A 14,317-nucleotide genomic window follows, 5' to 3' on the forward strand; every position below is an offset into this window, starting at 1 on the left:
CCCCCACCACAGGGAAAGCATCTCATAGAAATTCGAAAGAAGCCGGATTCGGATTGACGTTAAAACCATCTCAACACCCTTATTAAAAAGCTAAATAATAAAAGCCTAAAACTGTCAGTTTTCAGGGATTCCACACAACTTGACAAAGAGCCAAATAATCAATATTGATATTATCCTGAATACTTCCACTTGCTGATTTTTGAACCTCTCTCTTTATATATTCAAAGAGATAGTATACAAATATTTCGCTACTTTTTTCAGGATCTGCATTAAAGCCAACAATACTATCTGGAAAACACATTGGATACGACAAAATTCCTGTTTCTGCAATATTAGCTGCTATTGTGATACACAATGTCCCAGCGGGCCAAAGTTTACTCTGCTCTAACCCAAATTCATTATAAAATGCTTCATTTTTCGTTATATAAAGATTAGCAGATTTAACATCCCCTGTTTGAACCAAAGGATACTTACCTCCTTCAAATAACCTAATGTCATTTCTGGGACGATGCTTTGACTTCCCTCTACCAAAAATTCCCAAATCAGTTAAAGTTGTCTCCCTCCACTCACTCATATCTTATTCCCTTCATCTGTTTCTCGATCTCCTGCTCCAGCTCATGAGACTGTTTGAACAGGTCTGCAAGTTTACTTTGAAAAGCCTTCATCTTAGCTTCAAACTCTGCTGGTGTGATATCGACATAGTCAATTTTAATGTCAAAGTATTGGCCGGCACTGAGTGAGTAATTTTTTTCCTTGATTTCATCATAAGAAACAACAACGGATAAATCCTCGACAGTCTCCTTGTTGATAAAGGTGGTCACAATTTGCTGTTCTTCATCGCTTGAAAGGACTGTTTTTTGATTCTTTCCTTCTTTGACTTTGGTACCTAGGTTTGAAGCATCAATAAGAACTACTTCTCCTTTATTGGATTTATCAATAAAGAGAATCGAGACATTGGTACCTGTTGTCGCAAAAATATTCGAAGGCATGGAAATAACACCAGCTAACATCTGGTTATCAACCAGGTATTGCCGAATTTTCTTATCAATACCGGACTGGGCTGTAATGAAACCTGTCGGGAGAACAACTGCTGCCTTTCCATCATCCTTTAAAGAGTAGATAATGTGTTGAACAAACAGTTCATAGATGGCCATTTTATCTTTGGACTTGGCTGGAATTTTTGGTACTCCTGCAAAGAAACGTTCCTTGGCATTGGGTAAATTCTCCACCTGATCCCGCCACTCAGAAAAATCCAGTTTAAAGGGTGGGTTAGAGACGATGTAATCCATTTTTTCAGGATGACGATTGGTCAAAATCGTATTCCCCTGAACAATGTTCTGGATTGAATGTTGGAGACCGTTCAAAATCAAGTTCAGGCGTAAAAGGTTTGAGGATTTTTGAGAAATATCCTGACTATAGACCATGGTTTTATCGGTCCCAATCCGGCTGGCCAGGTTCATCAGGAGGGTACCGGAGCCAGCGGATGGATCATAGATCCGCACATTTGACGGTTCATCAAATCCGACCAAGATATCCGCGATAATCTTAGCCACTGAATGCGGAGTATAATACTCCGCATACTTACCACCGCCATCTTTATTGTAATCCTTAATCATATACTCAAAAAGAGTTGAGAAAAAGTCAAAGCCCTGGGCAAAGATAGCCTCATCAAATTTAACCTTAGCTAGTGACTTGATAATGGCAGTAGCCACCTCATTACGCTTGCTTACATCTGCTATATTATCCGTAATCAAATGCTCATCAAAAAGGCGAATAGCTGTGTCGCCAGCTGTATGAACCGAAAAGATAGCGTTGTTATCAATCGCAATTTGATTAAGAGTTTGTTCAAAAGTTTCATAAAAGGACTTTTCATTTTGCCTACGGTGAAGCGTTTCGATAAATTGATCCGGTTTCATATGAGCAGTGGCTGGTCCAATTATTCTTAAAACCCGATTATTGTAATCCTTCTCGCTCATGCTGATCATACAATCGTAAGTATTGGTTGCATCTACAGCCTTAGCTTCATATAAAAACTTGTCATTAAGAAATTTATACAGGAAAGATTGGGTCAGCAGTTTATACTCACCTGCTTCACCTCCCAAACCTGCATGGGTAAAAATAGCTTTCAGATTATCAACTAAATCTTGAACTTGAACTTTGTAATTTTCATTCATCTTTACAGTATTTTCCTATTCATATATTTCAACGAGTTCTGCTGTTAATAAATCCAATTGATCCCAATCACAATAATAAATTGATTCTTTACCTACTGAATTTATGCTTTTGGCGGCTTCAGACTCAATAAATTGTCTCAAATAAGCATCATTTTCAATAAGAGCACCATTCTTTGACAGTTCACCGTCAATAGTTGCTTTAGCTTTTTCGATAATATTGAACATTTCTTTATCTTTATGTATTTCAGTTGATTGTGTCATATGTTTAAAAACCCTGGCTAGTCCTTTATCACGATTACAATTCAACTCTAAAAGGGTCATTTTATCATTATAGGATTCAGCTTGATCAAAGAGCTTCTTGTAATCGGACTTTAGTTCATCTAGTTTTTCCTTGGTGTAACCAGTTTGTTGATAATGTAGGTATTTCTCCAAGACCCGTTTCAACTCAGCCATCAGGTTCACCCACTCTGGATCCTTTTCATCTCTATAGCGGTCAATCATGGCAAAAACCCGTTTTCGTTCTTTATCCAAATCATCAGCTGCTAACCGTAGTTCTTCTTCTGCAATTTTTGTAAAGGTAAAACTCATGTCCGACATGGCCAGATTAAGAAGAGCACGATTTGAAAACATATCAGATTCGCCAATAATCGACAGGGTCATCAACCGCTTGGAAATACTATTCAACATCATAGATACATGTGAAATATCAATCTGTTCCAATAATTCATCATGTTTCAGAAGCCGAGCCATATTATAGAACTGTTTAATGGTCGTTAAGGCCTTTTTCAATTCCGTCAAACCTTTACGTTCCCTTACATTGTTCAGATACTCTTCAAAAAGATCGAGATCTTGGGTAGGATACGGCTCTAAAATACGCTTTGCCCTATCTAGCTCCTGTTCAATCTCTTCGGCTGAAACAAAGATTGTGCCAAAAACGTCTTCTCCGTTTTCCCCTGTTACTTCTAAGGCATACTCGTGATTCAGCTCTTCTAAATAAGCACGATTGGTTTTGTCAAATTCATCGGAGATATCCGCAAAATCAATCACATAACCAAAACTATAATCGTTATAGGGACGATTAACCCGTGTCAGGGTCTGCAAAAGATTGTGGGCTTTTACCTTACGACCTAGATACAGACGTTTCAGGCGTGGCGCATCAAAGCCAGTTAAGAGCATGGAATAGACGATCAGTAAATCAACCTTGCCCCGTTTAAAATCAGCAACCCACTCTTTTTTATGAGCCTTGTCCCCTTCGTCATGGAGAATCAGGGCTGATGTCAATTCCGTTTCACCCTTGCTCCGACGCATCTCTAATTGCTTTTCAAGTTCCCGTGCTTGCTCTGCAGAGTCACAAACAATCATGCCACCAATCGAATCGTCGTCAAAGATCAGCTCCCTTGCGTGCACAAAATCGTCCAAAATGAAATCCAGCATGGCTGAAACATAGCGTGAATGGGCAAAGATATCACTTTTTTTCAAACTCCCCTTTTGGATTTCCTTCTCAATAGTGCGTAGTCCCTCTTTATAAGCAGTTTCGATATCTTCCCGCATCAGTCTAAGGGTGAAACCGTCCTCAATCGACTGATTGTAATAATACTTATGAATGTAGTCTCCAAAAAGATCTCGTGTCGTTGCATGGCTTTCTTTAGTCTGTCCATCTCTTTTATAGGTTATCAAAGGTGTACCTGTTAAGGCAATCTTAATCGCATTTTCATCGGCATTATAGAGATTTGGCAAGTAGGAACCCTGCTTATTGTAAGAACGGTGGGCTTCATCAATAAAATAAATAGTTTGCCGATTAAGGCTATAACCTGATTTATCTGTTAAATCAGAGCTAGCTTCAAATTTTTGAATATTGACCACAGCTACATCGTAATCATCATGTATTTTATTCAACTCACCTGAATGATGAATTCGCTTCACTTTAAGGCCTCGTTTGCTAAATTCTTTAACGGCCTGATCTGCCAAATCCAAGCGATCCACAACAAAATAAAATTGCGGGACCACTTCTTGTTTGGAATAGTAATCTCTTAAATAACGAATATTGAAGAAGGCAAGTGCTGTTTTACCTGAACCCTGAGTATGCCAAATAACACCTTTTTTCTTTCCTTTTCCAATCGCATCTTCAATGGCTCTAGTCGCAAAATATTGAGGATAGCGCATCACATGCTTTTGCAGCTGCACCTTTCCATCCTTGGTCATCTCTTCTACATAGACCAGTCCATAATGGAGTAAAAATAGAAACCGTTCTTTCTGGTAAATGGAGGTAAGAAATGAATTACATGGAGTGTCGGGGGATAGGTTTTTGAGGAAGTCAGTCGAGGACTTCAGGGCTGTCCGACGCATATCTCTAAGGACTAGATCTTGCTCCTCTTCACTTAGCGGATCCGCAAGTTGAAGCTCAGTCCCACGCTCCTCCTTAAACGCATTAAATTTAGTATCCGAAATGGCATTGGAACAATAATAGGAACCAACTACTTGCTTCCCATTCTCCAACATGTAGGACTGGTTATCTGAAAATGTCAGCAATTGAGTGATATTGTTGAAGCGGCGGAATTTCCGATTCTCAAAGCGCATCTTGGTACGTGCTCGCTCAGACTGTATTCCTGTTTTCCCATCTCGAGTAGCATTTGGCATCTTTACTTCCAAATAGGATAAAGGGAGGCCGTTAATAAAAATAACAATGTCTGGGCGAAAGCTGTCTTGACCGTTTTCACAGGTAACTTCAAGAGCAATGTGATAGGTGTTATTGACTGGATTTTCCCAGTCAATGTATTTCCTGCCATCTGCACCCTGAAGACGGTTAAAGAAGGCACGTCCCAAATCAGAATAATCGAGTTCTAGATTAATGTTTTCGAATTCACGGGTAAAATCCTGGTCTGTTAAGCCATCATTGAGCTTCAGAAACTGATTTCTAAAAATTGAAACCAGAATGTTCGTATCCTTGTCTCGATCAGGGAGATCCTCTCCATCATGGGGTAAGTAGGTATATCCTAAACGCATCAAATGTAAGGCTGCTGGTAGCTGAACCCGCGACAACTCTGAAAACTCTCTTCTTTTTGCCATTCTCTAGCTCCTTTGTTAAACCGTTATCATTAACTTATATTATAGCACCTTGAGTAAGTTTTTCAAAACGGTGATTCACGGTTCACTGCCCAAAAAATCCCCCTTCCAAAATGGAAAGGGGATGTGTATCAGTGTTTTCGTTCAAACAGGGCATAGTGCAAGGGCTCTAAGGACGGTCCATCCCAGGCCTCTTGGTTGGAAACCACTAGGTCCCATTCTGCCAGATGTTCCAGTGGAGAGGCTTCTTTAACCGTCACGAGTAAGCTATAGTCCTTTTGCGGGCCACGGAAGATCACTTCGAGGCGGCCAGACCCTTCTTCAATTGGTCCAAAATCGATCGTTTCAAGGACTTGTTCATAGGTCGTAAAGGCAAAGTTGGGGGCGGTCTCCTTGAGCTGGATCAGTTGGCGAATGCGGTCCAGGGCTTGGGAGACAAAATCCAGGCGGTTCCAATCGATCTGGTTAACTGCGTCTGGGGCATTGTAGGAATTCATGGCCCGTTCCTTGTCTGCAGTTGTGACCTCGCCGTCTAGGCCTGTTGCTAGGAGTTTGGTTCGTCCAAATTCTTGGCCGGCTTCCATAAAGGTCATGCCTGGCATGAGTAAGTTAAGAACTGTCGCCAGTTCCTGGCGTTGCCAACGGATGGTGACGTCTTCGTCTGGATGTAACTCCTGTAGGAGATCATGGAGGTTATAATTATCGTGGGCTTGAACATAGTTGAGGACCTGGGATGGGGTCAGGTAGCTGCCGAGCTTGTGGCTAGCCTTGAAGGCTTCTGCAACCTGGTGTTCGCTGCCCTGGCCGCTGACAAAGCCGGCCTTGAGATGACCATAGACCTCAGATCCCTTGAGGCTGTCCCGTTGGTCGTCATTAAAAAAGCCAATTCGCGGCATGAGGTGGGCATTGCCTTTTTTAGCTTTTTGTTCGGGGGCAAGGACGGTTCCCATGTCCCAACCTTCGCCATACAGGAGGATTCGGGGGTCAATCTCATCCATGGCTTGGCGAATCTGATTCATGGTCTCCACGTCATGGATACCCATGAGGTCAAAGCGGAAGCCATCAATCTGGTATTCCTTGACCCAGTAGCGGAGCGAATCGATCATGTATTTACGGAACATGGCATGTTCACTAGCCGTCTCACTGCCGACACCCGTCCCATTTTCAAAAGAACCATCATAGGCCATGCGGAAGTAATAATCCGGTACCAAAGCCTGGAACGGACTATCATAGGTCGAATAGACATGGTTATAGACCACATCCATGATCACCCCGATACCCGCGTCATGGTAGGTTTTCACCATGGTTTTGAAATCCCGAATCACCTGGGCAGGTGAGCTGGCATGATTGGACAGGCTAGGTTCCGGAACATTATAGTTTTGCGGATCATAGCCCCAATTGTAGAGCACATTTCCTTCTGAATCGTACTGCTTGAAGCGATCCGCAATCGGCTGGAGTTGGACATAGTTAACCCCAAGCTCCTTGATATAATCCAAGCCTGTTGGCTGGCCGCTGGCCGTCCGACTGCCCGGATAGGCAGCTCCTAGATAGGTTCCCCGAAGATTGTCCGGAACACCTGATGTTGGCGACTTGGTCAGGTCCCGTATATGCATTTCATAGATTACCGCCTGACTAGGATCGTCCACGCGCCAAGTGGCCCTCGATTCATCTGCCAGGGAAAAATTAGGAAGGGCGCGATCCTCCTCTGCCAGCAAGACTGACCGAAAACCGTCTTCCGTAGCAGCCGTAGCATAGGGATCTCTGGTCACACGGTCTTCAAAGTCCTGGTAAACATGGTATTGATAAGCCAGACCCCGAATGTCCGTGGTCACACATACAGACCAGACCCCTATATCATTTTTCCGATGATCAGTTGAGGCAACGCTGCCCCGCTCCATCGGGTAGACTTTCCAAACAGGGGCATCATTAGTAGCCACTGTATAGACGATCAAATCCACTTGTTTGGCGGTTGGAGCCCAGACCTTGAATACAGATCCTGTCGCCTCGTAGCGAGCCCCCAGCCAACCTTGGTAGGCCCAGTATTGGTCAAAGCCTTGGCTATGATTGGCCATGTCAAAGGCATGGGGGTTGCGGTAGCGAAATTGCGGACTGGCCATGGCTGCCTGTTTGGAGTAATAGAGGGTCTCATCTCCCTCAATAACCCAGACCTCTGTCTTGAGATTAATAGGTAAGAGCTTGACCTCAAAATCCCGGGACTGCCAGGACCAATCATGTGCCTTAATCAAAAACTTGGCAGCCGCGAGCGGGCCATGGCCACTATAGCTAATTTCAGCTGCGAGTCCAAAATAGTCATAGTTGGAAAACCGTGTTTCCTGCCCTAAATCCCCATCCTTCCATTGCCAGAGATTGACACCTGCATAGCGTCCTTCCTGACTATGGTAATGAATCAATACACGATATTCTAGCATTTCTATCCTCGATTGCCGGTCAATGCATCATCAGAGATTTCATCAACATTGGCATAAAATTCTAAATGATTGGGAAGAACTTCCAGATGGACTGGGGTGTCGCCCCCATATTCTCCATCCAGGTTCAACATAAACTGTTGGTCCCCTTCCAGTACTTCCAATTTTAATTCCTTGGTTTTGATATAGATGACATTAGGATCGGTAACATGTTGACCCCCATTGATCGCCTGAATGATCAAGGACATCATGTCAAAAATCCGGTCTGTTTTAACAATGATAAGGGTGAAATTCCCATCATCTAACTTGGCATCCGGAGCCAGCTTTTCAAAGCCAGCAATTGAATTGGTCAAGGCCACAAAGATTAAAGAAACCTTGCCCTCAAAAACTCCCCCATCATGCTCCAAGCGAATTTTCCGCGACTTGGCCCGTGGCAACATCTCTGCCCCCTTGGCTACATAGGCCAGATAGCCAAGCCGGGTCTTAATATTACTAGGGACACTGTAGGTCAATTCCGACAAGGTCCCAGCTGCCGCAATATTGATAAAATGCTTGCTTCCATAAGCCCGACCAATATCCATTTTGACCAACTGATTTTGTGCAATGACCTTGGCCGCCGCCACAGGATCTCCCATCGGAATTTTCAAGGCCCGAGCATAGTCATTGGTCGTCCCAACCGGGATAAAAGCCATCCGCGGTCTGGACTCCAAATGAGCAATCCCATTCACAACCTCATTGATGGTCCCGTCCCCACCAGCTGCGATGACCAAGTCAAAGCCGGATCTAGCCGCCCGTTCTGCTTCTATTTTAGCGGAAAAAGGGAGGGGTGTCGTCTGATAAGCCGACGTTTCATAGCCAAGGTCTTCCAAGACGTCCAGGACATCGGCAATGTAGCGTTTCATAATTTCTTGCCCGGATGTCGGATTATAAATCAAACGGGCTCTTTTTCTAGGTTCTGCCATTACAATTTCTCCAACCAAGCTTCATCTTGAACTGGTATCCCCAGCTCTTGTGCCTTGGCTAACTTACTACCAGCATCTTCGCCAGCAACAACCAAGCTGGTTTTTTTCGAAACCGAGCCGGTTACCTTGGCTCCCAGAGCTTCCAGCTTGGCCTTAGCTTCCGACCGCTTCAAGCGGCTGAGTTTTCCTGTGAGAACAACCGTTTGCCCGGTCAGGATACCATCTGCAACCTTTTTTTGACCAAGATAGTTCAGATTCATGCCGATAGCCCCTAATTCTTCTAGTAAGAGCTGGGCTTCCGCATGTGAAAAATAATGATTCAGGCTCTGGGCTACTGCCGGTCCGATGCCTTCAATAGATACAATTTCGGCTTCACTAGCCTGGCTTAAGGCTGGTAGTGATTCAAATTTTTCCAAAAGTAAACGACTGGCCTTGGCCCCCACAAAACGAATTCCGAGACCAAATAACAGGCGGTCCGCTGAATTCTGTTTGGAAACTTCCAAGGCATCCAGCAATTTCTGGCTGGACTTGGCTTGGACCCCATCCAGGGCCACCAGGTCCTCCAGCTGCAAGCGATACAAATCGCTGACACTCGTCAGCAACTTGGCTTCAAAGAGTTTTTCAATCATGGACGGCCCCAAGCCTTGGATGTTCATGGCTGCGCGGCTGGCAAAATGACTGAGGCGCTCCTTGAGTTGGGCCGGACACTGGGGATTGACACAGCGCAAGGCCACCTCATCCTCCAACTGCTCCAGCTCAGACTGGCAGCTAGGACAATGGCTAGGAATGGCAAGCGCCTGACTCTCGGGCTGGCGTTTCTGCAAGACAACATGGGATACAGCCGGAATAATGTCTCCAGCCTTATAGACCACAACTGTGTCGCCCTGGTGGATGTCTTTTTCAAGAATATAGTCCCGGTTGTGCAGGGTCGCCCGACTGACTTTTGTGCCAGCTAGTTGGACGGGACTCAAATTAGCGGTCGGAGTGACCACCCCGGTCCGACCGACAGTCCAGTCGACAGACAGCAAGGTTGCTTCCTTTTCTTCAGCCGGAAACTTATAAGCAATCGCCCACTTAGGATATTTGACCGTAAAGCCAAGTTCCTCTTGCATGGCTAAATCATTGACCTTGATCACCATCCCATCAATCTCATAGGCCAACTCTTCACGGATTTCCTGAATCTCTTGGATAAAAGCCCAGACCTCAGCCATACTTGCGACTGTCCGACGCAGCGGATTGACCACAAAACCTAAGGCTTGCAAGTCCTCCAAAACCGACTCTTGACTCGCTGCTTCCCAAGGACCGGCCACTTGGTACAAGAAGGTCGCTAGCTTTCGATCAGAAACCACCTGCGTGTCCAACTGCCGCAAGGTTCCCGCCGCCGCATTTCGAGGATTGGCAAAGCTGGTCTCGCCTTCCAACTCCCGCTTCTGATTCAAGTCTCGGAAAGCTTCCTTGGGCATGTAACATTCCCCACGTACCGTGATGTCCACGGCTTGGGACAGCCGTAAAGGAATATCCTGGACCCGGCGGAGGTTTTCGGTAATATCTTCCCCCACCTGGCCATCCCCACGGGTTGCCCCTACAACCAAAACACCTTGTTCATAGGTCAAGGAAACAGACAGGCCGTCAATTTTGATTTCACAGACATACTGAACTTGCGGAAATTCCTTCCGAACCCGCTGGTCAAACTCTTCCAATTCCTCAAGACTAAAGGCATCCTGCAAACTAAAAAGCGGATAGACATGCGGATACTTACTAAAGCCGTCTAGAACCTTACCACCCACACGATGGGTTGGACTATCTGAACGAACCAACTCTGGATGCTTTTCCTCTAATTGCACCAATTCCCGATAAAGACGATCATACTCCTGATCTGAGACCAGCGGCTGATCCTGCTCATAGTAGGCCTGGGCATAGCGATTCAGCTCCCCGACCAATTCAATCATTCTTTCTTCCATGCCTTTATTTTATCATGAACCATTAAAAATAAGAATAGATAAGCTATAAACCCCTAGCCTTGTCGCAATTTTTTCGACAAAAAAAGACCGACAAAACGCTGTTTTATCGATCGAGTAGACTCTAAAAAAGGGTCCGCAAGCGTTTTTCCATGTTTTGGAACAAAAGCGCTCCTACCAAAAGGGACAGCAACTCCCCCAGACCCGTCGTAAACCAGGTCAAAAAGAAGGGCAACCCTTGCAATAGATGCAATTCTAGGGCAATCGTAAACATGGAACTTGCAAAAAAGAGGGAAAAGAAAAAATAGCCCTTGTCAAATACATTCAAGATTTTTCCATGACCCACATAAGATTGAAAGAGCCAAACTCCCAAGGCAACAAAGATTAGGGTTGAACCACCCCCAACAAATACATCAATGATGCCAAAACTATAAAAATTGGCAATCATACAGCCCACGGTTAGGGCCAGGATATACTTGGGGTGCAAAAAGGCAAAAAAATTCAGCATCTCTGATAGCCGTAACTGGTAAGCTCCGTAACTCAAAGCATTGAAGGGAGGCAAAACAGTCAGCAAAACATAGAGTGCTGCAACAAGAGAGATCTGAGCCAGATCCTTAGTGGTTAATGATTTCATTCTAAACTCCTTTAGCGGCAATTCCGCTTCAAATATGCTTGACGAAAGAAGGAAGCGTCAAGGGTTGCATCTACAACAGTCCCAGTATAGCACATTTCCCTGCTTTATGATAGACTAGTTTCCATGAAAACACTTATTCAAAAATTTTTTAACAACGAGGTCCTATCCTACCTCTTCTTCGGTGTCCTAGCGACAGTTATCTATTTGGTCTTCCGAACCCTTTTCTTCTACCTCACCCAAGACGCCGTCGTCTCAGCTGCCACTGCCAATATTTTGGCCATCTTATTCGCCTTTATCACCAATGACCTCTTTGTTTTCAAACAAAAAAGCCCCGGCCGTTGGGAGCGTTTGGTTAAATTTTTCATGGCCCGTCTGTCAACTTTTCTATTAGACATTGGACTTAGCTATCTCTTTGTCACCCAATTCCCAGAAATCATCGGACAATTTGTCAACCATAACCTGCAAGCCGTCAATGCCATTGTGGCCCTGACCTCGCAAGTCTTGATTATTGTCCTCAACTACCTCATCAGCAAACTCTTTGTATTTACAAACAATCAAGGCTAGGACCCCGCTCCTAGCCTTTTTTCATATCTAACTCATCATACCATTGACAAGTCGACTACCTCATCCACACGCGTCCAAATATCAGGACTGTGCGTCGCAATAATAATGATGCGTTCAGGATGTTTGAGAGATAATAGTAAATCCATTACTAGTCGACTATTTTCAGAATCAAGAGAAGCTGTTGGTTCATCGGCTAAAATCAAAGGAGGTTCTTTGATGAATAGTTTGGCAATAGCTATACGCTGAGCCTCTCCTCCAGATAACTCATAGATTTTTTGATCTAGGTCAAGATAGTCCAAGTGAACCTGAGCCAGCTTTTGTGCAAAGAAGATCTCCCTATCTACTGGAGGCTTTTTCCCAACCAGAGCTAATTCTAAATTAGCAGCAATGGTCTCATTCTCCAGCAGGTCTCCTTGCTGGAGAAGATAACCTAAATCATTTCTAAAAAAAGCAATTCGTGATAAGGAGTTCAGCTCCTTCGCCCGATACAAAACCCTTCCACTATCAGGGCGTTCCAGCTTGGCTAAAATATTCAAGAGTGTTGTCTTACCCCTGCCGCTGGCCCCTACAAGAGCATACACTTTCCCAGCTTCAAATTGAAGGTTTAAACCCTGAAATACAGAGCGTGGTCCGTAAGCTTTCTCCAGCCGATCACATACGAGCATATCTTTACCCCCCTCCTTTTAAAAGAAGTACTGCTGACTTATCCTCTTTTAATTGTTGATAATAGAGCAACAGTAATAAGCATACAAGGTATAGGAGACTATTTCCTAAAACAAAAATTGGGTGAATCTGCCAATAAAGTTGAAAACTTGCTGCTACTCCTAGAACTACTAGCTGTAGTAGGAGATAGACTCCGTGCACTTCCCAAAAATTCAAGCCATTTAATCGCTTCAGGAAAATCTCCTTTCTAAATTCTTGGAAATAAATTCCCTGCATAGTGAAATACAAAAGAAGTGAAATAAATCCACTTAAACAAGCTCCTAGAACCAAGAAAGTAAATTCCTGTCTCGCTTGAACCAAAGCAAGTTGATAATTTTTCTGCGAAAATTCAATACTAGACACCCAACGATCAGCTCCGGTTTTTTCCAATAATTGAAGAGTCTGCTGATATCCGGGTACTTGTAGAAACTGGCTAGCGGTACTCGACCAATAGGAGCGAGCTAAGGCTTTGTCCACAATCGATTCAGGACCAATTACTTCCAAGATCGGAGTCGATATTCGCTGGCTTAAATCCCAGGAGGTATTGTAGATAAATAGCTTTTTATGAGTCTTGTAAGGATAGGCCGAAATCTGAATCTCTCTTCCCCACTGCTCCTTCATCTGCTTCTGATAAAATTCTCTTTGGTTCCAGAGATCTTCCGGTACCAACAAACCAAACTGCCCTGCCTCCAGCTCATCCCACTCTTTCGGATAGTCCAATTTCTGATTTTCTAAATAGGAAGAGGATACTTGTAACACAATTGGGTCTGACCTGTCCGTCTCAAATTGTCGAGCTCTCAAATCATTGTGGACAAAAATCGCATTGCTTTTCCAGACTTCATGAATAAAGGAAAGCCATGACTCCTCTTGTTCCCTCTGCTCTTTCCCCTTCGTAAAGGCCGCTCCAAAACTGTAACCAATCTCGACCAATTCCTTGGCTTGATTCCAATCTTTTTCAACACTGGCCAGCTCTGTTACTTGATTCCAAGCATAAGAGACCGTCTTCTCTGTCCATCCTAGAGCCAAGATAGCCACACATTGACTTAATAAAAGCAAGCCTAGTAATTGAGAAAAAGGCAGTGCCCCCTTTAAGAGAGATACGAGAGGACTGTATTTTAGATGCAAAAGCAAAAGAAGTTGTAGGGATAAATAAATCAACAATAAACCAACAACATAAAGAGTAAGTATAAAAGCTAATAGTTGAAAAAAGAGAATCTCTCTTACGGACGACAAGAATAGCGAGACAGCCCCTACTAAGAAAGCTAAAACGGTTATTTGAACTAGGAAGACTCCCTCTTTTTTGAAGGCTTGAAGAAAAATTTGAAAGCAGGACTGACCAGAGAACAACTTCAGCCCTCTGTACCGAAGAGTCTTAATGCCTTCAATAACAGTTACACTAAAATAAGTGAGAGCAGCTAAAAATAAGGCCAGAAGATAGAGCGGAGTTCCAAGCATAGAAACAGAGAGCTTCCATAATGGAGCAGGTTCATAAGAAAAACTCTGGTAGCCTTTGGCTTGCAAATAAGCCGATAAATGCTCAGCTGTCAAGGGACCATCCAATAGCAGATAAGCATTTTTAACATCTTGCACTTTCCCGTACCCTTGCAATGTCAACCCATCAGGACTTGCTCCCTCACCAAATGCAGTGTAGATATAGTAGAATGAAACAAAAACCGCACATTTTGTGCTATACTATTTTTATGGCATATTCAGTAGATTTTCGTGAAAAAGTTCTTTCATATTGTGAGAATATTGGCAGTATTTCTGAAGCAGCAACTGTTTTCCAAATTTCTCGTAATACCATTTATCAATGGATTAAATTAAAAGAGAAAAC

The 14,317-nt window shown here is 43.8% G+C and carries 11 protein-coding genes and 1 riboswitch; of the genes, 2 read left to right on the forward strand and 9 right to left on the reverse strand.

What is annotated here, in order from left to right; genetic code table 11:
- Positions 1-121: 121 nt before the first annotated feature.
- From E5983_RS05945 to E5983_RS05975, 7 genes are all read right to left on the reverse strand, one after another.
- Positions 122-574: a restriction endonuclease subunit S gene (locus E5983_RS05945; RefSeq protein WP_237397592.1), complete on the reverse strand. Its 453-nt coding sequence runs from the start codon at positions 572-574 to the stop codon at positions 122-124.
- Complete coding sequence (locus tag E5983_RS05950) at positions 567-2,174, reverse strand: HsdM family class I SAM-dependent methyltransferase (RefSeq protein WP_160332972.1); 1,608 nt, start codon at positions 2,172-2,174, stop codon at positions 567-569. Before E5983_RS05950 ends, E5983_RS05945 begins: the two co-directional genes overlap by 8 nt.
- A gap of 15 nt (positions 2,175-2,189) precedes the next feature.
- Positions 2,190-5,240: a DEAD/DEAH box helicase family protein gene (locus tag E5983_RS05955; protein ID WP_160332973.1), complete on the reverse strand. Its 3,051-nt coding sequence runs from the start codon at positions 5,238-5,240 to the stop codon at positions 2,190-2,192.
- A gap of 128 nt (positions 5,241-5,368) precedes the next feature.
- On the reverse strand, positions 5,369-7,666 hold the full coding sequence (gene pulA, locus E5983_RS05960) for a type I pullulanase (protein ID WP_160332974.1): 2,298 nt from the start codon (positions 7,664-7,666) through the stop codon (positions 5,369-5,371).
- Positions 7,667-7,668: 2 nt separating this feature from the next.
- Positions 7,669-8,625 (reverse strand): diacylglycerol kinase family lipid kinase, encoded by a 957-nt coding sequence (locus E5983_RS05965; RefSeq protein WP_160332975.1) that lies wholly within the window; start codon positions 8,623-8,625, stop codon positions 7,669-7,671.
- A complete protein-coding gene (ligA, locus tag E5983_RS05970; protein WP_160332976.1) occupies positions 8,625-10,586 on the reverse strand; it encodes an NAD-dependent DNA ligase LigA in 1,962 nt (653 codons plus the stop codon). The genes E5983_RS05965 and ligA overlap by 1 nt, the downstream gene beginning before the upstream one ends.
- A 121-nt stretch (positions 10,587-10,707) precedes the next feature.
- Positions 10,708-11,217 (reverse strand): QueT transporter family protein, encoded by a 510-nt coding sequence (locus E5983_RS05975; RefSeq protein WP_160332977.1) that lies wholly within the window; start codon positions 11,215-11,217, stop codon positions 10,708-10,710.
- Positions 11,215-11,311, reverse strand: a riboswitch (PreQ1 riboswitch). (Overlaps the previous gene by 3 nt.)
- Positions 11,312-11,340: 29 nt before the next feature.
- Between E5983_RS05975 and E5983_RS05980 the strand changes: the two genes are divergently transcribed.
- Positions 11,341-11,781 (forward strand): GtrA family protein, encoded by a 441-nt coding sequence (locus tag E5983_RS05980; RefSeq protein WP_160332978.1) that lies wholly within the window; start codon positions 11,341-11,343, stop codon positions 11,779-11,781.
- 35 nt (positions 11,782-11,816) lie between these two features.
- On the opposite strand, the gene E5983_RS05985 is transcribed toward E5983_RS05980, so the two are convergent.
- Positions 11,817-12,446, reverse strand: a complete 630-nt coding sequence (locus tag E5983_RS05985; protein WP_160332979.1) for an ABC transporter ATP-binding protein — start codon at positions 12,444-12,446, stop codon at positions 11,817-11,819.
- 4 nt (positions 12,447-12,450) lie between these two features.
- Positions 12,451-14,073, reverse strand: coding sequence for a DUF1430 domain-containing protein (locus E5983_RS05990; RefSeq protein ID WP_160332980.1), 1,623 nt, complete (start codon positions 14,071-14,073; stop codon positions 12,451-12,453).
- Positions 14,074-14,183: 110 nt separating this feature from the next.
- Here E5983_RS05990 and E5983_RS05995 point away from each other — a divergent pair.
- Positions 14,184-14,317: IS630 transposase-related protein (locus E5983_RS05995; protein WP_160332216.1), on the forward strand; the 134-nt coding region annotated here is incomplete at its 3' end.

The sequence above is a fragment of the Streptococcus danieliae genome, assembly GCF_009767945.1.
Lineage (GTDB): Bacteria > Bacillota > Bacilli > Lactobacillales > Streptococcaceae > Streptococcus > Streptococcus danieliae.

Bases quoted from the DNA above. Each gene is read 5' to 3' on its own strand.
- E5983_RS05965 (WP_160332975.1), bottom strand. From the start codon at position 8,625: ATGGCAGAACCTAGAAAAAGAGCCCGTTTGATTTATAATCCGACATCC.
- pulA (WP_160332974.1), bottom strand. From the start codon at position 7,666: ATGCTAGAATATCGTGTATTGATTCATTACCATAGTCAGGAAGGACGC.
- E5983_RS05980 (WP_160332978.1), top strand. From the start codon at position 11,341: ATGAAAACACTTATTCAAAAATTTTTTAACAACGAGGTCCTATCCTAC.
- E5983_RS05955 (WP_160332973.1), bottom strand. From the start codon at position 5,240: ATGGCAAAAAGAAGAGAGTTTTCAGAGTTGTCGCGGGTTCAGCTACCA.
- E5983_RS05950 (WP_160332972.1), bottom strand. From the start codon at position 2,174: ATGAATGAAAATTACAAAGTTCAAGTTCAAGATTTAGTTGATAATCTG.
- ligA (WP_160332976.1), bottom strand. From the start codon at position 10,586: ATGGAAGAAAGAATGATTGAATTGGTCGGGGAGCTGAATCGCTATGCC.
- E5983_RS05985 (WP_160332979.1), bottom strand. From the start codon at position 12,446: ATGCTCGTATGTGATCGGCTGGAGAAAGCTTACGGACCACGCTCTGTA.
- E5983_RS05945 (WP_237397592.1), bottom strand. From the start codon at position 574: ATGAGTGAGTGGAGGGAGACAACTTTAACTGATTTGGGAATTTTTGGT.
- E5983_RS05975 (WP_160332977.1), bottom strand. From the start codon at position 11,217: ATGAAATCATTAACCACTAAGGATCTGGCTCAGATCTCTCTTGTTGCA.